This window comes from Sphingorhabdus sp. 109, assembly GCF_902506555.1.
Lineage (GTDB): Bacteria > Pseudomonadota > Alphaproteobacteria > Sphingomonadales > Sphingomonadaceae > Parasphingorhabdus.
The window spans coordinates 2,498,259-2,518,810 of sequence record NZ_LR732707.1; the positions used below are offsets into that span (position 1 = coordinate 2,498,259).

A 20,552-nucleotide genomic window follows, 5' to 3' on the forward strand; every position below is an offset into this window, starting at 1 on the left:
AAATTGCTATTCTGTTCATCCTATCACACCCTGCTTACGCAACGCCCTGACATCCGCTTCACCGTAGCCGAGATATTGCTGCAGGACGGTGTCGGTATGCGCGCCCAGCGAAGGTGGCGGCTCGACAGGTTGTCCGGCAAAGGGCACCGGTTGTCCGACCGTGCGAAGCCCGCGACCATGATCGATGAGCTGCGATCGCGCCTGCGTCTGGGTCGATTGCAGAGCATCACCGACCGAACGAATGGGACTATGGGGGATGCCCGCGCCATCGAATCTGTCTTCCCACTCTTCTGTCGACCGGGTCTTGAGGACCGGAATAATCTCTGCGAGCAGATTGTCGCGATCTTCAACCCGCCCCCGGTTGGTCTGCCACCGAACGGTCTGGCAAAGGTCAGGACGGCCCAGAGCCTGGCAGAAAGAATGAAACTGCTGATCATTGCCTACGGCAACAACAATATGACCGTTTGCCGTGTCAAAAACCTGATAGGGTACGATGCTGGGATGCGCGTTGCCCAACCGTTTTGGGGAGTCACCGGTGGCAAGAAAATTCATCGCCTGATTGGCTAGTGTTGCCAGCTGACAGTCATGAAGAGCGACGTCCAGATGGGAACCGCTGCCAGTAGCTTCCGCTTTGCGCAACGCCGCTAGGATTGCGGTCGCGGCGTAGAGGCCGGTAAAAAGATCGGATACCGCCACCCCTACCTTCATAGGTTCATCGCCGGGACTGCCAGCTGGCTGACCGGTGATCGACATCAGGCCAGTCATCGCCTGTATAAGATAGTCATAGCCGGGCCGGTGACTATTCGGTCCAGTCTGCCCAAAACCGGTGATCGAACAGTAGATTATCCGGGGATGCTCGGCGGAAACCGTCTCGTAGTCCAGTCCATATTTCGCGAGCCCGCCGACCTTGTAATTCTCGACTACGATATCGCACTGGCCAAGCAGCTTGCGGATCAGGCCGGCGCCCTCGGATGAGGCGATATTTATGGCGGCGGATTTCTTGTTGCGATTTGCCGTATGGAAATATGCGGCCTCGCCATCAACCGCGTATGGCGGCCCCCAGGAACGGGTATCGTCGCCCGAACCTGGCCGCTCCACCTTGATAACGTCTGCGCCATAATCAGCGAGCAATTGTGTCGACCACGGACCCGCGAGAATCCTGGTCAGGTCCAGAACCTTCACACCGGCCAGAGGAAGTGACGCCGAATCATTCATGCGCTTGGTCATCTCTGAAAGTAAAATTCATCACTGATTCAAACCTTACCGAACCCACCATCAATCGCTGACGGCATTGAAATATATGTGCATTCTCCCCGCAACGCGGATGCAAGGATGTTGCAATCACCCAACATATGGTATATTAGTATACCATTATATTTTATATGGCCAGAAAAAATCGCGAGAGGTTTTGTCGGCCCGGAAATTTCTTTGTGAGGACATTAATGGCACAAACGCTGACACAGAAAATCATCGCCCGCGCATGTGGCCGCCCTTCGGTCAGCCCGGGCGAAATCGTGACGGTGAAAGTTGACCTGCTAATGGGGCAAGACGCATCCGGTCCCCGGCGCTGGCGACCGCGGCTGGAGGAGCTTGGTGCCAAACTCTGGGATCCTTCAAAAGTCGTCGTGGTCTCAGACCATTATGTTCCGGCGGTCGATGCCCAATCGGCCGAAATACTCAGTATTTCCCGGCGCTTTGCACGGGACTATGGAGTGCAGAACTTCTTCGATATGCAGGGCATCTCACACGCCATCATGCCCGAGCGCGGACTGCTGCGCCCTGGCATGTTCGTCGCGGGTGGTGACAGTCATACGCCCACCGCCGGTGCTTACGGCTGCTATGCCGCCGGCTTCGGAGCAACCGACACAACAGCGATCGCGATAACCGGAGAAACCTGGACCACGGTACCCGAAACCATCAAGGTGCAGATAGACGGGGAGCTGGGCCCCGATATCACAGCCAAGGACGTCATGCTGTGGCTTTGCCGTGAAATGGGTATGGAAAACAGCTTCAAGTCGGTCGAATTCACAGGCTCGACGGTACGTGCAATGTCCATGTCGGAGCGGCTTGTCATGTCCAACATGGCTGCGGAGCTGGGTGCAGAAGCAGGTATTATCGCCGTCGACGACATAACCATAGACGCTTTGAAATCGACCGGCGGAGATTATGAAGGTGCGGAAGCCTGGGTTGCAGATCCTGATGCCCGATATTGCGAGACCGTAACACTGGACGCGAGCAGGCTTGGCCCACAGGTAGCAGCTCCCCATGCACCGGAGAACACGGATGACGTCGGAAAATTCGGCACGGTCAAAGTCGATCAATGCTATATCGGAGCCTGTGTCGGCGCCAAACTGGAGGACCTTCAGATGGCTGCCTCGATCTTGCGCGGTCAACGGGTGGCCCCCGATACGCGCCTGCTGGTCGCTCCTGCAACCGTCCGCGTGACGGAAAAAGCGGCGGCAGACGGAACGCTGGCGACGCTGACCGCCGCCGGCGCCATTTTACTACCATCGGGCTGCGGAGCCTGTGCTGGCATGGGGGCCGGAATCATTTCTGAAGGGGAAGTCTGCCTCTCCACCACCAATCGCAATTTCCAGGGGCGGATGGGCCACAAGGATGCCTCGGTATATCTCGCTTCGCCTTATACCGTCGCGGCATCGGCGGTGACCGGGCAGATAACCGATCCACGCGAATTACGCGCCAGCACAAGGAGCGCAGCATGATCATCGCAGGGCGCGCCTGGGTTTTCGGCGACAAGATCGACACGGATGTACTGGCACCTGGCTATGCCATGAAATTGCCCCCCGAGGGACTGGCCCAGCACTGTCTGGAAGCCGTTGATCCCAATTTCGCGAAATCGGTACAGCCGGGAGACATCGTCGTAGCCGGTGCCAATTTCGGCCTCGGGTCCAGCCGCGAACAAGCGGCTATTTCACTTGCAACCTTGGGCGTTGGCGCCGTGCTGGCAAAATCCTTTGCGCGGATATTTTACCGCAATGCGATCAATATCGGCCTGCCGGTTGTAACCATCGACCTGACGCAGGAAATTGCTGCGGGAGATCTGCTGAAACTTAACCTGGCGGCGGGCTCCATGACCCGCCTGAAAGATGGCTATCATCGAGATTTACAACCGATGCCACCGCATATCATCGATATTCTCGAAGCTGGCGGCCTGATGGCGCAACTGAAACGGAAGAGAGGCCTCTAGATGGCTCTGATGCAGGCACTGCAAGGACCGGACGGGGTGATCGCCCCGGGTGTCTATGACGCGCTGACGGCGCTTCTGGCCGAGCAGGCCGGGTTCAGCGCCGCTTATATATCGGGTGCGTCAGTGTCCTACACGCTCCTCGGACGACCGGATCTCGGCTTTGTCTCTCTCTCGCAGCTGGCCGAAGCCGTCGAGCGCATGCGCCAGCGGGTCACAATCGACCTGATCGTCGATGCGGACACCGGTTTTGGCAACGCGCTGAATGTCATCCATACAACCCGGATGCTAGAGCGGGCCGGGGCCAGTGCCATCCAGCTCGAAGATCAGAAAATGCCGAAACGATGCGGCCATCTAGGTGGCAAACAGCTGGTGACCGCAGCTGAAATGGTCGGCAAGGTGAAAGCCGCAACGGATGCCCGCACCAGCGAAGACACGCTGATAATCGCCCGCACCGATGGCATCGCTGTCGAGGGACTAAATGCCGCACTGGATCGGGCCATGGCTTACAAGGAGGCTGGCGCGGACATATTGTTTGTCGAGGCCCCGCAATCCGCCGAGGATATGACCCTGATCGTGAAAACTTTTGATGGCACCATCCCGCTACTGGCAAATATGGTCGATGGCGGCGACCCCGCCGTGCATAACGCGTCGGCTTTGCACAAGGCAGGTTATTCTCTGGTCATCACGGCCGGCAGCCTGACCCGGGCGATGGCCTTTGCCGCCGACCAGCTGTTACATCAACTACGCAAAGCCGGAACCACCGCTGCCTGCAGCGAGAAGATGTTCAGCTTCGCCGGTCTCAACCAACGCATCGGCCTTCCCGAAATGCTCGCACGCAGCGTATCTTACGCGTCGGACGCAGTCGAAATTCAGGATCAGGAGAACAAATGAAAGACCCTCAAATATACGGCTACTGGCCCTATCGCGATCGCCCCAGAATAAAATGGCCCGGCGATAAAAAATTGGCATTCTGGGTTGCGCCCAATATCGAATATTACGAGCTGCACCCGCCAAAAAATCCGCACCGCAGTCCCTGGGCCAGACCGAACCCGGACATCGTCAACTATGCCTATCGGGATCATGGCAATCGGGTAGGAAACTGGCGTCTGATCGAGGCGATGGAAAAATATAGCATCCCCGGTACGGTGAGCCTGTCGGTGGCGATGTGCGATCATTTCCCCGAAATGATTGATACGGTAAATAACTTGGGATGGGAGTTCTTTTCCCACGGCGTTTACAATACCCGATACGCCTATGGCATGGATCGGGCGCAGGAACGCCAGATGCTCCAGTATACCGTCGACCGGATCAAGGCACAGACCGGCCAGCAGACGCGCGGCTATCTCGCGCCAGCGCTCACGCATACGGTTCACACGATCGAACTGTTGGCGGAACTGGGTTTCAACTATTCCTGCGACCTGTTCCAGGATGACCAGCCACAACCGCTGAATGTACCGGGCAACCCGCTTGTCTCGATGCCCTATTCGCTGGAAGTGAACGACCATTATGCCTTCAACGTATTCGGCCTGTCGCCACAACAATATACCGATGTGCTGAAACGACAGTTTGACACGTTGCTGGAAGAAGGCGGCACGTCTGGCACGGTAATGTGCATCCCGATCCACGCCTATCTGGTTGGCCGGTCACACCGCATCAGCCCGTTTGAAGAAATCCTCCGCTACGCTGACGAACATAAGGATGACATCTGGATAACAAGGGCCGGTGATATCGCCGACCATTATCTGGCCAATCATTATGATGACGCCCGCACCCATATTGCCCAGTTTGGAGGTTCAGATGCCACTTGATCCCAATTTCCTGCGTTACCCCATGCTTCGCAAAGGGATGGACCATGACCTCTATCCGGCAGCCAATATGTTCGAGCAGCCCGGAATCGCATGGCCCGACAGCAAACCGATAGCGCTCATGGTCACCGTAGCTGTCGAATTCTTTCCGCTGACCCCCAATGACGGTCCGTTCAGAGCGGCCGGGCATATGGCGACGCCTTTTCCTGATTTGCGGACGTTCACCGCGCGCGACTACGGCAACCGGGTCGCGATATACCGGATAATGGATGCTCTGGCGGCCGCCGATATCGCCGCGACAGCGTTCGTCAGCAGCGCGCTGATCGACCGCACGCCGCAGCTTGTCCAGGATATCCGGACAGCTGGCTGGGAAATCGCGGCGCATGGCAAAGACATGAACTCCATACATTATGGTGACATGCCGCTGGATCTCGAACAGCACCAGATTGAGTCCTGTCTGGCGGCCTGGTCCGACTATGGTGTCACTCCGAAAGGCTGGATGTCTCCGGGCCGGGGACAGAGCGAAGACACGCTTGGCCTGCTCAAACGTGCCGGCATTGAATGGACCGCAGACTGGGGCAATGACGATATGCCCTATGCGATGAACGATGGTCCGGTTGCCATGCCCTATACCGATGAGATGGAAGACCGGAAATGCATCACCATACTCGGCCAGAATGAAGAGGTGTGGTCCCGGCAGGTTGTGGGAGCGGCTGATCTTCTGGCAAAAGAAGCCCAGTCCTACGGCGGCCGTATTTTGCATCTGGCTCTGACACCCTATATAATCGGACAGCCGTTCCGGATCAAATTCTTGCGGGATCTACTAGCTGAATTGGCTGGGCGTGACGATATCTGGTCGGCGACCGCATCGGAAATCCATGGGTGCTGGCAGGGCCAGACTGCCTGACACGCAAGCTTGTTGAGTCATCTGGGCACTGACGGGAAACCGGCACAGCAGCATAGTGGATTCCCGGGCTGAGAACCACGGCCCGTCGATGGCTTCGAGATTATCGGAGAAACCGGCGGGCCGTCTCCTGGCTATTACCAGCGCTCGGGGCTGCCAGCTCTGGGCAATCGGGACTCAACCCACTCGGAGCCCTTCGGGTACGCCGTCGAGTAGAACCGTTTTGGGCTCGAGGAAGGCCTTCAGACCCGCAACACCGCCTTCGCGACCGAGGCCTGATTTCTTGAATCCGCCAAAGCCGATGGTGAAGTCGTTTCTGGGGCCATTTTGCCCCATGGTACCGGTCCGTACACTGCGGGCAACATGATAGGCTTTTTCAAGATCGTTGGTGAAAACGGCACCGGAAAGACCAAAATCGGAATCATTGGCGATCGCGATCGCCTCATCCAGATCATCATAAGGGATCACGCAGATGACCGGGCCAAAAATCTCTTCCTGCGCGATGCGCATGTCATTGCTGACATTGGCAAAGATTGTCGGTTCCATGAAATAGCCCTTGTCGAGATGCGCTGGCCGCTTGCCCCCGCTCACGAGATTTGCTCCTTCGGCCACCCCGGCAGCGATCAGGCCTTCGATACGTTCAAGCTGGCGCTTCATAGCGACCGGGCCGATAACCGTATCTTCGTCAAAGGCGTGGCCTATTTTTACCGCTTCGGCGATATCCTTCATCTTGCCGACAAGTTCGTCATGCCGCTTCCGACTGACCAGTACGCGGGACAATAATGCACAATTCTGCCCCGCGATCGAACAGATACCGTCGATCAACATCTTGGCCACCATATCAAGATCATAATCGTCAAGGACAATCGCCGGTGACTTGCCGCCAAGTTCCAGCGAGCATCTTGCGATGCGTTCGCCGCAGACCGAAGCAATCCGCTGCCCTGCGGCAACGCTGCCGGTAAAACTGACCTTGTCGACATCGGACCGGCGGACCAGATAATCGGAAATCTCGCGATGTGCGCAGACCAGATTCAGCACACCGGCCGGCAGCCCGATCTCGTCAGCGCATTGGGCTATGATATAGGCTTCAAGCGGCGTTTCGGGGGCGGGCTTCATGATGACGCTACATCCAGCCACCAACGCGGGACCGACCTTGTTGAGCATGGTGTTTATCGGCACATTCCATGGCGCGATCGCGGCGACCACACCAACGGGTTCATAAACGAGGAAGCCAGTACCTTCGCCTGCGATTTCGCGCTGTTCGACAAAATCCATATTCTCGGCAATTTCGATATACTGATCCATCGCATTGGTCAGAAAGGGGGCGAATATCCTGGCGACATTATAAGGCATGCCAATCTGATACGTCCAGCAGAGACCCAGTTCTTCGGTCCGCGCAACGATGGCAGCCGAAAGCTTGCGCACCCATTCATTGCGTTCCTCGACGGCCATCTTCGGCCAGGGCCCCTTGTCGAAAGCCTCGCGCGCCGCCGCAACAGCTTGGTCAATATCATATTCAGCAGCTTCGGCGACTTGGGCAATCACTTTTTCGCTATCGGGTGAAATGACCGAGATCATATTGTTCTGGCTAGGGTCGACCCATCTGCCGCCGATATAGAATTTGTCGATGGGAAGCGTTGCGAGATCGAGTTCTGGATGCTGATCACTCATGAATTTATCCTTCTGGAATCTGATCGGTAGGATCGGCGACAAGCGCAGATGAAGCAGGGTTTTCTGCGGGTCAGACCGGTTTTCAGCCTGTCCCAATCACGATATTTCTGAAGACTGGCCGGCGAAGACACAAGCACCGTTGACCGCTATTTTCACTCTATCCGCTCGACGGACAAATGGGCCAAAATATCCCGGTACGCGGATCCGGAATGCCTAATCGTTAGCCTCTGAAGCCGGCAGAACCAGCGTATATTCATAGCGGTCAGGTCTGAAGTACATGGTTGTATGCTGCACTGGCAGCAATTCTGCTGTCTTGAACACGCGCACCGCTCTCAATACCGGCTGACCTGGCTCAAGGCCGAGATTCGCAGCCACGATCTCATCAGCCGAAGCGGCGTTCATTCTCTGATACGCTTCGAGCGGTGGGAAGCCGGCATTGGTCAGGAGCTGCAGCAGCGACGTTTTTTCCGCACCCCTGTCCGGGAACCGTTCTGCCACTTTGGTAGGGATATAGGAGACTGAATAGACATAAGGCTCGCCATCAACCAATCTTCGGCGCAAGATTTGCAGTGCCGGCACGTCCGGTTCAAGATCGAGGTCATCCGCCACCTTTGACGGCGGTACCGCTTCTTCTTCCGACAGCAATTCGACATCGGTCGTGTTCTCGACGTCGTGCAAATTTTTCATCATTTCACCAAAATCGGCGCGCATGATGCCTTTCGATTTCTGGGCTTTCACGATAGTGCCCCGTCCGCGATGGCGGGCAATCAACCCCTCCGCCGCAAGTTCGGACAATGCCCGCTTGATTGTGATCCGCGAGACGCCCAATTTTTCGCACAAGGCTGTTTCGGTAGGAAACTGGTCACCATGTACGAACTCGCCCGACGCAATCCAGCTTCGCATCACCGTATAGGCCTGATGATACAGCGGAACCGGCAAAGCGGCGTCCAGCTTCTGGTCGCTTTGATTTGCCTTGCCATTCTGGCTGGCGATTGACGACATTCGCGATGACCTCGGGGATCGTGAAACAATGTGGCAGAGCTATAGCTGCTGATGCCGGCAAGTGCTATCGCAAAACCGGATTCTGCTGATGAGCAGGCAACGGTGTCGGGCCCTTTATATCTGCTGGGCCTTGTCTGGAGTCTGGGCAATTTTCTGCTCATTCAGATCATAGAATAATAGTCCTACAAACATCGCCAGACTGCACAATCCGGGAATCCACGCCATACCGAGCGTGATAGCGAACAATGCGGATTCGGGCTGGGCCGCGTCCCTCGGAAGGCTGTTGTCAAATCCGTAGACAGATAGCAGGCCACCGATCAGCAGCGGTCCGGCGGCGTACATTGTTTTTTCCAGAAAGCTGAATGCGGCGGAGGCCACGCCTTCCCGGTTCATACCGCTCAGTCTCCGGTCATATTCAATCACGTCCAGGACCATGGATTGCCCGCAGATCACGATACCGCTGATCGTTCCGCCAAGGGCTGCCGCGCGCAGATACAGCAACCAGTCGGGTTCAGCGGGTGTCGCCAGCGCCCAGCTTAGAAAGGCCAGGGATTGCAACACAAGTCCAAACATGAAGATTTCTTTTTTGCCAAAGCGATTGATCAACATCACCCATGGCCGGATGCTCAGGAGAGAGGCCGACATATAGGCGATACCGAACGGGAACAGTGCTTGTTCTCCCTTCTGCAGAACCTGCACGAAGAAGAAAAATGTGGAGGTTCCGCCGGCTGCAAGCTGCAGGAATTGGACGATTTTCACTCCACCCAGAACCATGAAGGGTTTGTTGACCAGAAAGAAGCGGACCTGATCTTTCAACGGCACTTTGACCGCTTTCAGATTGTTGACGAAACGCGCCTTGCGGGTCCCGACCACGCAGGTCATCATGGCAAAAAATGCGATGGCCGCCAGAAACCAGCCAACCGTTGAATAGGCAGCTTCATCGCCGCCGAGCCGCCCGGCGATCAGTCCGGCGATAGCCGTTCCGGTAAAAGTTCCGAGAACCAGAAACAGAGCGCGATAGGACATGATCGTAGACCGCTCGGAATAGCTGTCGGTCATTTCCGCCGGCATCGCGAGATAAGGGACGTTGAACGTCGTCAGCGCCAGCGCGAAAAAGAGCAGCAGAAACTCCACATATGCGGCCTGGGCGAAACTGCTTTCAAACGACGGCAGATTGAACAGCATTACCATCGAGGCCGCGCACAGGAAGCTTGATCCGAATAGATAGGGTCGACGGCGTCCCCAGCGGGTATTGGTGCGGTCACTAATCCAGCCCATGACCGGGTCGGAAACAACGTCAAAGATTTTGGACGCAAAGATCAGCGCCCCGGCAAGCGCCGGTGCCATGCCGATGATGCCGACGAGAAAAAACAGATACAGGCTGGTGAGACTGTTGATCATCATAACCGTGCCCAATGTGCCGAAGCCCCAGGACAGATGGATCGTATTGGGCAGAAACTTTTTGATCGGGGGTCTCCTTGATATGCCACCAGCTGGTGTTCGACAGCAGAGCTTGGTCCGGACAGCGGGTCGACATGCAATTCTGTGGCGGCACAGTGCAATGCCGGATCATTCAGAACAAATGATCCGGCATTGTTTCAACATTCTCTCTATCCTTAACTCTTTGGGCCGGGACGCCCGGAGCAATCCTGTCCTGAAAAGGTCAGGCGGGCTTCATGGCCTTGATCGATCCCGTGCCCCAAACCGCTGGAGGAAGGGATTCGTCAACAACAAAGCCGGCCTTGCGGATCAGGTCACCAAAATCGCGGGACTCGAAGTCAGCGCGCCAGACTTCATTGTTGATCGCCCGATCATTGAATGCCCAGAATTTCGTGCTGACGGTTTTCTTGGGTGCCTGTTTCCCGGTCGGGTGATCAATCGGATAGAAAATACCGCCGGGCCGCAAGATGCGGAATGCTTCCTTGATAATCTCGTCGGTGGCTGCAGCATCCACTTCGTGATGCAGAATGTTGGAGGCAATCACGTCGAAATGATTGTCCGGGAACCCCGTTGCTTCGGCGGACCGCTGCGCAAAGAAGCAATCAATTCCCAGATCGACAGCCCGCTTGTGCGAGAAACGCACCATCGGGCCGGCAATGTCAATGCCGGAAACCTTGGCCTCGGGGAAACGGTTTTTCAGACCATAAGCGAGGCGACCGGTGCCGCAACCCATATCCAGCGCCCGCTCGACTTTACCGTCATCCGGAAGCGGCACGGCTGCTGCCATCAGGGCTATCCGTTCATCCTGAATGTTACTGCCAAACAAGGCTTCATAGAGAATATTACCATAATGGTAGTTTACATAGCCGGCCAGGGGATTGCCGACGTAACCACCTTTCTGAAGATGAATCTCGTGCTTGGCATATTCAGGCATGTGCATATCGGGGTTGAGTTCGATACGGTTGGGATATTTGGCTTCCGCCGCTTCCATTTCGGCGAAATATTGTTCGGATGCCCGGCCCAGCGATTCCTCAAGCCCCCCCAGCATCAACTCCTGATTGCTGAGCCACGTGCGCATGCGCAAGGCCATCAGGGGGTCGGAGCGAATGTCATCAAGAAGCGGAATCAGATCCACATTCGTATTGGGGTCAATACCTTTCTCGGCGAGAATGGCGTGCAAACGCTTGGTCGACTGTTTTTCGAAATCGTTGAGCGACCAGGCGAGAAAACCGGCGTGAAAGTCCATCTGTCCCGCAACATCGGCGTTTGGCAACAATTCATCATAGTCCAGCGGCGGTTTGCCTGTCTTGGCCTCTGCGGCGGGCTTTGTCGAAGCGGAAGCAACAGCCCTGCTGCCACCGAAAAGCCATGCAAAAGTAGAGCTGAATGCAGCTCCTGCGAATAAAGTCCGGCGATCAATCATGATTCAGCCTCCCTGCCGCAGGCTGTCCATACCCGCACCATATTGTGTCCTTGCCTCGCCGGTCTTCTCAAGCGATCCGTAAACGCGCTTGATGAACTGGTCGCGCTGCGCCCGCCAGGCTTTCTCTTCTTCAGCCGTCGGCTGATATTGATTCACCTTCTCAAGCGAGATACCCTGACTGGTAAGAACGGATTCCAGCACTTTTATCCGCCGCTGCGCACTCCAGACCTCAGAGCCCATGGCGACAATGGATGACACCAGCGCATCGATCGCAGGATGGTCAAAAAATGCCGCCTTTTCGACGTCATAGGACAAAAAGTCCGTTGTATATGTCTCGTGCTTGCCGTTCTTCGATACCATGATGCTGCTCCATTAGACGAAAATTATTCATAAGATCAGTTGCACACACGCTATTCAACGCAGTGCTGCAGTGTCCAATATTTCATGCCTATCAAACCATCGACAAAACCGCTTGCGTGCCGTGGTCGGGCACCGCCAGACGATCATGGATCCATCACAAGGTCCATCGCTTTGACCGGAAAAGATAATCTGCTCCGCCTATGGCATGCCTTCAAAAGCTGTCGATTCCAGCTCGAAATACTCCCTGAACTCGGCGAGGGCGGCAATAACTTTTGCCAGTGCGGGTTCTTCGATAAACGCCTGATCCTCTTCCATCACCGGTCCAGCGAGAATGGCCAGCTCGAGCGGGTCAGCCGGCGCCGGGAGGGGGAAAACTGTCGTACCTGTGGGTATTGCCAAAATGCCGACGACGTGGCTGGGCGCAATGCCTATCAGCCCGTTTCTGCGGACAGCCTGAAGCATGGTCAGCCAGCAGTCGGTTTCGAGGGCAACATCATAATCCTTGCAATGCTCTTCGAGACAGGCATCGATAATCGGACGGCTGGGTACATTTTTTGTCGGCAGGCACAATTGTCCCGAAGAAAGCTCCGACCAGGACAGGCGCGACGGCAGCACCGTGTCGCTTTCACCATATTTGAAAGCCACATAGGTTTCGGGGGCCAGGGGGAAGGTACGGATATCCAGATCATCGACAGTCGACAAATAGGTAATGCCCAGATTCAGATTGGCATGGGAAACACCGCGCGCCACTTCGGTGGCGGACAACGTCTGGATTTCAGCCGAAACCGGCACATCCTTGAGGCGCAAGAACGACAATAGCAGAGACGCCAGGGGCGAAGCCGATGGCACGATGCCGACCGAAATAGAACCCTCGCCGGCCTGCCTGATTCTGGAAAAGTCACGCTTCAGGGCATCACAATCTTCCAGCACGCTGGTCGCCCATTCCTCGACCCGGTCGCCAAAACGCGTCAGCCCGCGAAAGCGATGGTCGCGGACCACCAGTGGCACGCCAAATTCATCTTCAAGTTGCCGGATTCGAGCGGAAAGCGTCGGTTGCGTTACAAAGCAGATGTCCGCCGCGCGGGCAAAATGATGTTCTTTCGCTAAGGTAACGAAATATTTCAGTTGACGCAGATCCAATATGGCTCTCCCGGAATATCAGCAGACACTATCTTTCCTATCAGGATATGCGCCGTTATGCCAGACGATCGCCGGAATATCTCCATCGGAATCGCGCGAACGATCCTGCCCGCGCAGGCCGCGAGCCTATAGCCCTTCGTCCTGCGTGGAATACGGGACGAACGTTGATTGACTGGCAATATGATCGCCCGGGTTCAGATCGGTCGAACGGTTGAGATGCATATCCGTCACGGCAGGAGAGACGAGCTAACTGTCAGTCGAGGTGTCGCGCTTCAGACGCTCAAGCTCTTCCGTTACAATTCTCATCACACGGCCGAGATATTCTCCCCGCCGCTGGTCGCGCTCTTGCTCGACCTCTTCGGTAATCTCGAAAGATTCGACATTCTCGGGAGTTGGCCAGATTTTCGCCTTGGCCAGTTTTTCATGGGTATCGAGACGGTCGGACAGAACGGAGACCTCTCCGGTCAGGGCCATCACCATCGCCAAGACTTTATCGACGCTCGGGTCATCAAAGAAATATGGTCGACGCCCCTTGGCAACCTTCGGCCGTTCCATGGATTCTACAGACATTTGTTTATCTCCTTGATAGGCCCAAATCGTAAGCAGGCCGCAACTTGCAATATGGCTATAGTTCTACTTGCATCCCCTGAGTGTAACAACCCGAACATTGCTAGATTGATTCTATGGGTTGATTAGCTATCTCTATCGAACAGCGAAATAATCGGCAGAATATAGGGATTTTCCACAAGACAACGCGTCGCTTGCCACCAGCAGAGCTATCCCTCGACCGACGCGCTTGTCTGACCATCTTTGCAAACCGATGCCGTAACGTACCTGCACCTAGACACCGCCATGCCTGTCTTGCAGCGCGACAACATCTTCCATTCCGAGTTGCCGGGACATGTCTCCGAAATCATAATGACCGCTTCCTTCGCTATTGGCATTACCAGCTTTCAAATCTGCGTAGAATTTGCGCGCCGCCTGCGCCGCAGCAAGCGGAGCGCCGGCGGGATAAATCACGAACTTGGCACCCAGCTTCTGATATTCTGCCGGCGCCAATATCGGGGTGAAGCCGCCATGCGCAGCGTTGACCAACAAGGGTTTGCTGAGCCTGGCCGCCGCCTCGGCGATTTCCTCAACGCCTTGCGGTGCTTCCAGAAACAGGATGTCCGCCCCGTTTTCTGCATATTGATTCAATCTGGCAATTGCCGAGTCCAGACCTTCTGTGCGCCGCGCATCGGTACGGGCTATCAACAGAATATCGCCTTCGCCCCGGGCTTCCACTGCCACGTGCAAGCGGCGGATCATGTCACCCGCCGGCACCGAGACAGCCTGCCCGACATGCCCGCAGATTTTCGGAAACCCCTGATCTTCTATTTGCATGGCAGCAATGCCGACCCGTTCATAGCCTTTGACGGCGTGGGCAAGATTGGCGAGGCTGCCAAAACCGGTGTCCGCATCCGCTATGACCGGAGCATTGCTCTTTAAGACAAAGCCGCTGAATGTCCGAAGAAAATCGCTATAGCCTGCAATCCCGACATCAGGCTCGCCCATGGCTGACGCGGTACCCCAGTAACCGGAAGCATAATGCGCATCAAAGCCAATATCATTGGCCATCAGCAAACTCATATGATCATAAATGCCAGGAGCCGCGATAATGTTATTGCCCGACATTTTTGCCCGGAGTTGCTTTGCACTCATGCGTCTTTTGCCTTTTGTTCAAATAGGTATAGCAGTTCATCCAGCGCCGACCGGTCCTCGATGGTTGCCGGAACGGTCGGCGCCTCCCCATCTGCAATCTGGCGGATATTGCGTCTCAAAATCTTGCCGGACCGGGTTTTCGGCAGTCGACTAACGGCATGAACCCGCTTGAAACTCGCCACCGGGCCGATTTCCCGCCGCACATCCGCTACCAGCCGCTCGGCCAGTTCCGCAGCATCGATTGCCGAGCCGGCCTTCAGTACGACGAAGCCTGCCGGAATCTGGCCTTTCAAGGCATCATGAACGCCGACTACCGCGCACTCCGCCACCGCGGGGTTTGCCGCCAGCACTTCCTCAATCGCGGACGACGACAAACGATGACCCGCCACGTTGATGACATCGTCAATCCGCGTCATCACGAAAACAAAACCATCCTCGTCGACAAACCCTGCGTCACCCGAAAGATAATAGCCCTCGTACCGCTCGAGATAGGCCTCGACATATCGCTGTTCGGCGTTCCATAACGTCGGCGCCGCTCCGGGCGGGAGCGGGAGCTTTGCAACGATGGAGCCCGTTTCATTCGGCCCAACGGGAACACCTTCTTCATCCAGACAGCAGATTTGCCAGCCCGGCATGGGAACGCTGGTCGATCCTGCCTTAATCGGCAGTTCTTCAATTCCGAGGGGGTTCCCGCAAATAGCCCAGCCCGTTTCCGTCTGCCACCAATGGTCAACGACCGGCTTGCCCAGCAATTTCTCGATCCAGTGTAATGTGCTCGGGTCGGTCCGCTCCCCGGCTAGATAGACAGCGCGCAATTGCGACATATCATGCCCTGCGGCCAGTGCCCCCTCCGGATCGACTTGCTTGATTGCCCGGATCGCCGTCGGAGCGGTAAAAAAGCTGCGCACAGCGTACTTTGCGATGATCTCCCAGAAAATGCCGGCGTCCGGGGTGCCGACCGGCTTGCCTTCAAATATTACCGTCGCGCTGCGGTTCATCAGCGGGCCGTAGACAATATAGCTATGTCCGACCACCCAACCGACGTCGCTGGCAGCCCAGTAGGTTTCGCCCGGTCGGCAATTATACAGACCCTCCATCGTCCATGACAGCGCCACAAGATATCCGCCTGTATCGCGCACAACGCCTTTGGGCTGGCCGGTGGTACCCGATGTGTACAGAATATAGAGGGGATCCGTCGCCGCGACCGGCACGCAATCCGCCCATTCGGCCGCCGCCAGTTCCTCGTGCCAATCCAGATCATCGCGGGCAGTAACATCGGCAAGCTGCTGCTCGCGTTGCCAGTATATCGTTGCATCTATTTCATGATCGGCAAGATCGTAAGCCTCTTCCAGAATCGGCTGATAGGGCAATATCTTGGCACCCTCGATTCCGCAGGAAGCCGCCAGAACCAATTTGGGCGTTGCGTCATCGATCCGCACTGCCAGTTCCTTGGCGGCAAATCCGCCAAAAACAACCGAATGGATGGCGCCGATCCTGGCGCATGCGAGCATGGCAATCGCCGCCTCGGGCGAATTGGGCATGTAGATCAGGACGCGATCCCCTTTGCCAACGCCGTGCTTTTGCATCGCTCCGCCCAGTCGCGCTGTAGCATCCTGCAGATCCCGAAAGCTCAATTCGCGGGACGTCCGGGTTACCGGACTTTCATAATAGATCGCGGTCTGGTCACCGAAGCCCGCCAGAACATGACGATCGACACAATTATAGCAGGCATTGAGCCGACCGCCGCTAAACCAGCGCGGAATCGGGCCTTCGCCATCGGCGACAACAGAATCCCATTTGGCATCCCAGTCCAGATTCTCGGCTATATTGCCCCAGAATTGCTCCGGGTTCTCAGCCGAGAACCGGCGCAGTTCTGCATAAGTATCAAATTCAAAGATCATCGGTTCCCAATCGCTCAATTCCTCCATCAATCTAACGCAATTATGATTCCTAACCAATGTGCGATCAAATTCATGCTGCAGGTTGATGCTCCAGCCGTCACCGGTCATGAAATTTGGAGAATTATCAAGGCAGCCATTACAGCATTATGTCCATTCCAACCGAACAGCGACGGATCAGTGTCGACGATGCCGAAATCCATGTCGAGATCACCGGTAGCGGGCCAGACCTTTTGCTGGGAGCGGGGCTTGGTGGCCGCGGAATATTCTGGGCCAGGCAAATACAGCAATTTGCCAAATATTTCCGCGTAATTACCCATGATCATCGCGGTTGCGGCAAAAGTACGCCAGGGAAAACCGTCAGCGGGGTCAGTCAGATGGCCGATGATCTGATCGCAGTCATGGATGCCCTGAATATCGACACGGCACATATGGTCGGCCACTCGACAGGCGGGGCAATTTTCCAGCATATCGCCCTCGAACATCCTGGCCGAATGCACAAGCTGGTGCTTAGCTGCAGCTGGGCCGGACCCGATGAATATTTTGTGCAGCTCTTTGCAATGCGCCGGGAAATTCTGGTCAAATGCGGTCCCGCTGCATATTTTGCCTCCGGCACCTTTCTTGCGATGCCGAGCAGCCATTTACAGCCCCAGATGCAAGATTCGCGAGCTTTTATGGAAGAGCGGATGGCGGCTTTCCCGGGTCTGGAAGTCGAACTGTCCCGTCTCGACGCGGTGGTTGGCCACGACCTGCGCAACGAACTGCATAAAATCCAGCACGAAACATTGTGTATCGGCGCGCGCGACGACCAGATCACGCCACCGGGGTTTACGGAAGAACTTGGCCGGAAAATTCCCGGCGCCACGACCCATCTGCTGGACGAGGGCGGGCATTTTTGTCCCATCGCATCGGCCGAAGCCTATTCGGCCCGCTTACTGCAGTTCCTCGCACCATAGGAGACCAAGATGAGCAATGATATCACCAAAGGCCACTCGGTCATCATCGGACCGGATGAAGGCCGCTCGCTTTGGCAGCCCCTGCCGTCTCGCGGCTATGTTGACGTCAATCTGACGCCTGACAATATGGTCTACGAGACATTCTCGAGCGGCATCCAGGTCATGCCGCCCGGCTGCACGGTGGGAGAACATGGCCACAAGCAAAACCATGAACTGATTTTCGTTTACGAGGGCACGGGCCAGGTGAAAATCGACGGCAAGCTATCGGAATTCGGTCCCGGTACTACAATATTGTTCGGCCGGAATTGCACCCACTGGATCAAAAACACCGGTGAAACCGATCTAAAAATGTTCTGGATCTTTCTTCCGCCCGGACTGGAACAGCTGTTCTATGCGATCGGCAAGGAGCGGAAACCCGGCGACCCCATGCCGGAACCCTTTGAACGGCCCGACCATGTCGAGGAGATCAAAGAAAAGTTACACTTCATGTCCCCAGGGAATACAGACTGATGCGTATCATCACCCGATCTGACGTCGAGCGATTGTTGCCGGTCGCTGCGTGCGTCGATGTCATGCGAAGCGCCATGCAGGAAACCTCGCGCGGCAACGCAACCCTTCCGATCCGGCAATTCATACCGATCCCCCATGCGCCCGGAAAGCTGGCAGTCATGCCGGGAACACTCGGCGCGCCCGCTTGTTTCGGGATCAAGTTGGTTTGCAAATATGACCGGCCGCATGGCGATCCGCTGGGCACGCATGTCGGCATGGTAATGTTGTTCGACAGCGACAAGGGTATCCCGCTGGCGATGATCGAAGGAAGCTCGCTCACCGCAATCCGTACATCGGCTGCCAGTGCGCTGGCTACCGATGTTCTCGCGCGGGAAGATGCGCGTCGCGTAGCGATTATCGGCAATGGTGAACAGGCCATGCGCCACAGCCATGCGATGCGCGCGGTCCGCAAGATCGAGCATTTCACCGTCTGGGGTAGGGATGCCGCTCGGACGGAAGCTTTCGCTGCCAGAGTATACCGGGAAACCGGGGTTGAGACTGCAGCCGCCGCTACTGTCGAAGCCGCTGTCGCCGAAGCGGATATCATCTGCACGGCCACATCCGCCAAACAGCCGATCCTGTTTGGCAGGCATCTCAAATCCGGCCAGCATATCAACCTGGTTGGCGCAGCGATTCCGAGCGCTGCAGAAGCCGATGACGAGGCAGTGGCCCGGTCACGCTTCTATGTCGACTATCAGGATGCTGCCATGGCTGCTGCCGGGGAATTGCTGGGTGCGATCAGCCGCGGAGCGGTCCAGGATAACCATATCGTCGGCGAGATCGGCAATGTCATAGATGGGACCGCACCTGGCCGCAGCAACGGTGACGAGATTACGATCTACAAATCACTGGGTGTTGCGTCGCAGGATCTGGCTGCCGCCCACGCAATTTGGACAATGGCGGAAACCGAGAATAGCGGCGCATCCATCGATCTGCTCGATTAGGTTTCCGCCCGGGATCTGGTGCACGTGATTTCGGCTTAGCGACATCGGCCTGCCCGACAGGCCCGACGGATGACGGGGGTTGATAGTTATCAGCACCCCGTTATTTCGTTATGCTAACTGGAACAATCAGTTGCGACCGAAAAATGCTTCGCGGGCTTCCTCGGTCGGATTGCCAATTTTAAGATCCTTCGCCATTACCTGCAGGCCCCGTTGCGCGCCGGGACGACTGTTGATCGCCGCCAGCCAGCGCTGGACATTGGGAAATTCAGTGACGTCAATGCCGTGAAATTTCTGTTGCTTCTCTATCATCCAGGGGAAGGTCGCCATATCTGCCAGCGAATATTTTTCACCGGCCAGATATTCATGTTCACCCAGCCGCCGGTCGATCAGACCGTAGAGCCGCTTTGTTTCGCCGCAGTAGCGGTTGATGCCATGTTCGATCCGTTCCGCAGCATAGCCGTTAAAATAGCCGCACTGGCCGAACATCGGCCCGACATTGGCGCATTGGAAGAACAGCCACTGTGTGACGAGAGACTGCTCGACCGGATCGGCAGGCCAGAACTTGTCGTACTTTTGCGCCAGATAAAGCAGAATCGCGCCCGATTCAAAAACTGCATGGGGGTTTCCGTCGGGACCATCATGATCGACAATGGCGGGAACCCGGTTATTGGGGCTGATTGCAATAAATTCGGGCGTGTGCTGCTCCCCGGTCAGAATATTGATCGGCTTGACCGCATATTCCAGCTCCATTTCTTCCAGAGCGATCGAAATCTTGTGCCCGTTGGGCGTCGGCCAGTAATAGAAATCGATCATCCTGCATGTTCCTTCTGTAGGGCGAGTACGTCCTGAATCGCCTGCTGGCAGCGTTCTGCGCTGGTATCACCCTGATAATCCACATTGTAATGGACTTTTACCGAGGGTCTTTCGATTGACTCGTCATACCAGTCGGACAAAGCCGGCCGGTTCTCACGCCAATTGAAATCTGGGTGGATCGGGTCTTTGGCGTCATAAAATTCTACGCGAAATCCGAGGTAGCTGATCGCGTGCAGCATCGATGCATGACCCACGTCAAATGTAGACCAGCCTGCTTTTGCATCCTGTTCCAGCTTATCTAGCGCCGCGATATATTTCGGCCATAGGCGCTCGAACACGCTCATGTTCCACTGCTCTTCCGGCTGCCATTGTTCAGCCACCATCTGTACCGTCGTTTCAAATATCGTATCTCCCGTCGCCAGCCGGGTAATGGCGTCCCACCGGTCGGGGCCGGGTTCGGGATACATGCGCCGGGCAACCGAAATAGAGTCGAGATATTCGCAGATGGCCTGACTGCCATAAATGACCTGCCCCGTTTCGGTTGCCAGTGTCGGCACCTTGCTGAGGGGATTGATCGGAGTCAGATCATAGGCATCGCCCTGATCTTCTCCATCCAGATTCTTGAACGGAAACGTAGCGATGAAATCGATATTGTTCCAATGACCACATTCATGCGCGGTCACCAGCACCTTGTGAATGAATGTGTGAAACGGTGAGTAGAATAGCCTGATCATCAGT

At 56.1% G+C, this 20,552-nt stretch carries 20 protein-coding genes; 8 read left to right on the top strand and 12 right to left on the bottom strand.

What is annotated here, in order from left to right:
• Positions 1 to 15: 15 nt before the first annotated feature.
• Positions 16 to 1,215: a CaiB/BaiF CoA transferase family protein gene (locus BOSE62_RS11730; RefSeq protein WP_159646426.1), complete on the bottom strand. Its 1,200-nt coding sequence runs from the start codon at positions 1,213 to 1,215 to the stop codon at positions 16 to 18.
• Between the two features lie 227 nt (positions 1,216 to 1,442).
• Between BOSE62_RS11730 and BOSE62_RS11735 the strand changes: the two genes are divergently transcribed.
• The 5 genes from BOSE62_RS11735 to BOSE62_RS11755 are packed head-to-tail and all read left to right on the top strand — an operon-like array spanning position 1,443 to position 5,920.
• Positions 1,443 to 2,723: a 3-isopropylmalate dehydratase large subunit gene (locus BOSE62_RS11735; protein WP_159646429.1), complete on the top strand. Its 1,281-nt coding sequence runs from the start codon at positions 1,443 to 1,445 to the stop codon at positions 2,721 to 2,723.
• Positions 2,720 to 3,208 (top strand): LeuD/DmdB family oxidoreductase small subunit, encoded by a 489-nt coding sequence (locus BOSE62_RS11740; protein ID WP_159646432.1) that lies wholly within the window; start codon positions 2,720 to 2,722, stop codon positions 3,206 to 3,208. The genes BOSE62_RS11735 and BOSE62_RS11740 overlap by 4 nt, the downstream gene beginning before the upstream one ends.
• Positions 3,209 to 4,099 carry an isocitrate lyase/PEP mutase family protein gene (locus tag BOSE62_RS11745; protein ID WP_159646435.1) on the top strand — a complete coding sequence of 297 codons (891 nt, stop codon included), beginning with the start codon at positions 3,209 to 3,211 and terminating at the stop codon, positions 4,097 to 4,099.
• Positions 4,096 to 5,016 (top strand): polysaccharide deacetylase family protein, encoded by a 921-nt coding sequence (locus BOSE62_RS11750; RefSeq protein WP_159646438.1) that lies wholly within the window; start codon positions 4,096 to 4,098, stop codon positions 5,014 to 5,016. The genes BOSE62_RS11745 and BOSE62_RS11750 overlap by 4 nt, the downstream gene beginning before the upstream one ends.
• A complete protein-coding gene (locus BOSE62_RS11755) occupies positions 5,006 to 5,920 on the top strand; it encodes a polysaccharide deacetylase family protein (protein ID WP_159646440.1) in 915 nt (304 codons plus the stop codon). Before BOSE62_RS11750 ends, BOSE62_RS11755 begins: the two co-directional genes overlap by 11 nt.
• Positions 5,921 to 6,094: 174 nt before the next feature.
• Here BOSE62_RS11755 and BOSE62_RS11760 read toward each other — a convergent pair whose 3' ends face one another.
• The 9 genes from BOSE62_RS11760 to BOSE62_RS11800 form a co-directional block, all read right to left on the bottom strand.
• Positions 6,095 to 7,588: an aldehyde dehydrogenase gene (locus BOSE62_RS11760; protein WP_159646442.1), complete on the bottom strand. Its 1,494-nt coding sequence runs from the start codon at positions 7,586 to 7,588 to the stop codon at positions 6,095 to 6,097.
• Between the two features lie 213 nt (positions 7,589 to 7,801).
• Complete coding sequence (locus tag BOSE62_RS11765) at positions 7,802 to 8,590, bottom strand: GntR family transcriptional regulator (protein WP_159646444.1); 789 nt, start codon at positions 8,588 to 8,590, stop codon at positions 7,802 to 7,804.
• A 114-nt stretch (positions 8,591 to 8,704) separates the two neighbouring features.
• Complete coding sequence (locus BOSE62_RS11770; protein ID WP_328799797.1) at positions 8,705 to 10,153, bottom strand: MFS transporter; 1,449 nt, start codon at positions 10,151 to 10,153, stop codon at positions 8,705 to 8,707.
• 100 nt (positions 10,154 to 10,253) lie between these two features.
• Positions 10,254 to 11,453 (bottom strand): class I SAM-dependent methyltransferase, encoded by a 1,200-nt coding sequence (locus BOSE62_RS11775; protein WP_159646447.1) that lies wholly within the window; start codon positions 11,451 to 11,453, stop codon positions 10,254 to 10,256.
• Positions 11,454 to 11,456: 3 nt separating this feature from the next.
• A complete protein-coding gene (locus tag BOSE62_RS11780) occupies positions 11,457 to 11,813 on the bottom strand; it encodes a hypothetical protein (RefSeq protein ID WP_159646449.1) in 357 nt (118 codons plus the stop codon).
• Between the two features lie 198 nt (positions 11,814 to 12,011).
• Positions 12,012 to 12,953 (bottom strand): LysR family transcriptional regulator, encoded by a 942-nt coding sequence (locus tag BOSE62_RS11785; protein ID WP_159646451.1) that lies wholly within the window; start codon positions 12,951 to 12,953, stop codon positions 12,012 to 12,014.
• A 246-nt stretch (positions 12,954 to 13,199) separates the two neighbouring features.
• On the bottom strand, positions 13,200 to 13,523 hold the full coding sequence (locus tag BOSE62_RS11790) for a hypothetical protein (RefSeq protein WP_201295672.1): 324 nt from the start codon (positions 13,521 to 13,523) through the stop codon (positions 13,200 to 13,202).
• A 270-nt stretch (positions 13,524 to 13,793) separates the two neighbouring features.
• Complete coding sequence (locus BOSE62_RS11795) at positions 13,794 to 14,654, bottom strand: isocitrate lyase/PEP mutase family protein (protein WP_159646453.1); 861 nt, start codon at positions 14,652 to 14,654, stop codon at positions 13,794 to 13,796.
• Entirely contained in the window at positions 14,651 to 16,555 is a 1,905-nt protein-coding gene (locus tag BOSE62_RS11800) for an AMP-binding protein (protein WP_159646455.1), read from the bottom strand. The genes BOSE62_RS11795 and BOSE62_RS11800 overlap by 4 nt, the downstream gene beginning before the upstream one ends.
• Before the next feature lie 146 nt (positions 16,556 to 16,701).
• Here BOSE62_RS11800 and BOSE62_RS11805 point away from each other — a divergent pair, with 146 nt between their 5' ends.
• From BOSE62_RS11805 to BOSE62_RS11815, 3 genes are read left to right on the top strand one after another with little or no spacing between them, the layout of a single operon-like run.
• Positions 16,702 to 17,508 carry an alpha/beta fold hydrolase gene (locus tag BOSE62_RS11805; protein ID WP_159646457.1) on the top strand — a complete coding sequence of 269 codons (807 nt, stop codon included), beginning with the start codon at positions 16,702 to 16,704 and terminating at the stop codon, positions 17,506 to 17,508.
• 9 nt (positions 17,509 to 17,517) lie between these two features.
• Positions 17,518 to 18,018 carry a cupin domain-containing protein gene (locus tag BOSE62_RS11810; RefSeq protein WP_159646459.1) on the top strand — a complete coding sequence of 167 codons (501 nt, stop codon included), beginning with the start codon at positions 17,518 to 17,520 and terminating at the stop codon, positions 18,016 to 18,018.
• Positions 18,018 to 19,001, top strand: a complete 984-nt coding sequence (locus tag BOSE62_RS11815) for an ornithine cyclodeaminase family protein (protein ID WP_159646461.1) — start codon at positions 18,018 to 18,020, stop codon at positions 18,999 to 19,001. The genes BOSE62_RS11810 and BOSE62_RS11815 overlap by 1 nt, the downstream gene beginning before the upstream one ends.
• A gap of 126 nt (positions 19,002 to 19,127) precedes the next feature.
• Here BOSE62_RS11815 and BOSE62_RS11820 read toward each other — a convergent pair whose 3' ends face one another.
• Both BOSE62_RS11820 and BOSE62_RS11825 read right to left on the bottom strand, forming a co-directional pair.
• Positions 19,128 to 19,814 (bottom strand): glutathione S-transferase family protein, encoded by a 687-nt coding sequence (locus BOSE62_RS11820; RefSeq protein ID WP_159646463.1) that lies wholly within the window; start codon positions 19,812 to 19,814, stop codon positions 19,128 to 19,130.
• Positions 19,811 to 20,548 (bottom strand): glutathione S-transferase family protein, encoded by a 738-nt coding sequence (locus BOSE62_RS11825; RefSeq protein ID WP_201295673.1) that lies wholly within the window; start codon positions 20,546 to 20,548, stop codon positions 19,811 to 19,813. The genes BOSE62_RS11820 and BOSE62_RS11825 overlap by 4 nt, the downstream gene beginning before the upstream one ends.
• Positions 20,549 to 20,552: the final 4 nt, after the last annotated feature.

Coding starts and splice junctions, on each gene's coding strand:
- BOSE62_RS11730 (WP_159646426.1), bottom strand. CDS start 1,215: ATGAATGATTCGGCGTCACTTCCTCTGGCCGGTGTGAAGGTTCTGGAC.
- BOSE62_RS11735 (WP_159646429.1), top strand. CDS start 1,443: ATGGCACAAACGCTGACACAGAAAATCATCGCCCGCGCATGTGGCCGC.
- BOSE62_RS11740 (WP_159646432.1), top strand. CDS start 2,720: ATGATCATCGCAGGGCGCGCCTGGGTTTTCGGCGACAAGATCGACACG.
- BOSE62_RS11745 (WP_159646435.1), top strand. CDS start 3,209: ATGGCTCTGATGCAGGCACTGCAAGGACCGGACGGGGTGATCGCCCCG.
- BOSE62_RS11750 (WP_159646438.1), top strand. CDS start 4,096: ATGAAAGACCCTCAAATATACGGCTACTGGCCCTATCGCGATCGCCCC.
- BOSE62_RS11755 (WP_159646440.1), top strand. CDS start 5,006: ATGCCACTTGATCCCAATTTCCTGCGTTACCCCATGCTTCGCAAAGGG.
- BOSE62_RS11760 (WP_159646442.1), bottom strand. CDS start 7,588: ATGAGTGATCAGCATCCAGAACTCGATCTCGCAACGCTTCCCATCGAC.
- BOSE62_RS11765 (WP_159646444.1), bottom strand. CDS start 8,590: ATGTCGTCAATCGCCAGCCAGAATGGCAAGGCAAATCAAAGCGACCAG.
- BOSE62_RS11775 (WP_159646447.1), bottom strand. CDS start 11,453: ATGATTGATCGCCGGACTTTATTCGCAGGAGCTGCATTCAGCTCTACT.
- BOSE62_RS11780 (WP_159646449.1), bottom strand. CDS start 11,813: ATGGTATCGAAGAACGGCAAGCACGAGACATATACAACGGACTTTTTG.
- BOSE62_RS11790 (WP_201295672.1), bottom strand. CDS start 13,523: ATGTCTGTAGAATCCATGGAACGGCCGAAGGTTGCCAAGGGGCGTCGA.
- BOSE62_RS11795 (WP_159646453.1), bottom strand. CDS start 14,654: ATGAGTGCAAAGCAACTCCGGGCAAAAATGTCGGGCAATAACATTATC.
- BOSE62_RS11800 (WP_159646455.1), bottom strand. CDS start 16,555: ATGATCTTTGAATTTGATACTTATGCAGAACTGCGCCGGTTCTCGGCT.
- BOSE62_RS11805 (WP_159646457.1), top strand. CDS start 16,702: ATGTCCATTCCAACCGAACAGCGACGGATCAGTGTCGACGATGCCGAA.
- BOSE62_RS11810 (WP_159646459.1), top strand. CDS start 17,518: ATGAGCAATGATATCACCAAAGGCCACTCGGTCATCATCGGACCGGAT.
- BOSE62_RS11815 (WP_159646461.1), top strand. CDS start 18,018: ATGCGTATCATCACCCGATCTGACGTCGAGCGATTGTTGCCGGTCGCT.
- BOSE62_RS11820 (WP_159646463.1), bottom strand. CDS start 19,814: ATGATCGATTTCTATTACTGGCCGACGCCCAACGGGCACAAGATTTCG.
- BOSE62_RS11825 (WP_201295673.1), bottom strand. CDS start 20,548: ATGATCAGGCTATTCTACTCACCGTTTCACACATTCATTCACAAGGTG.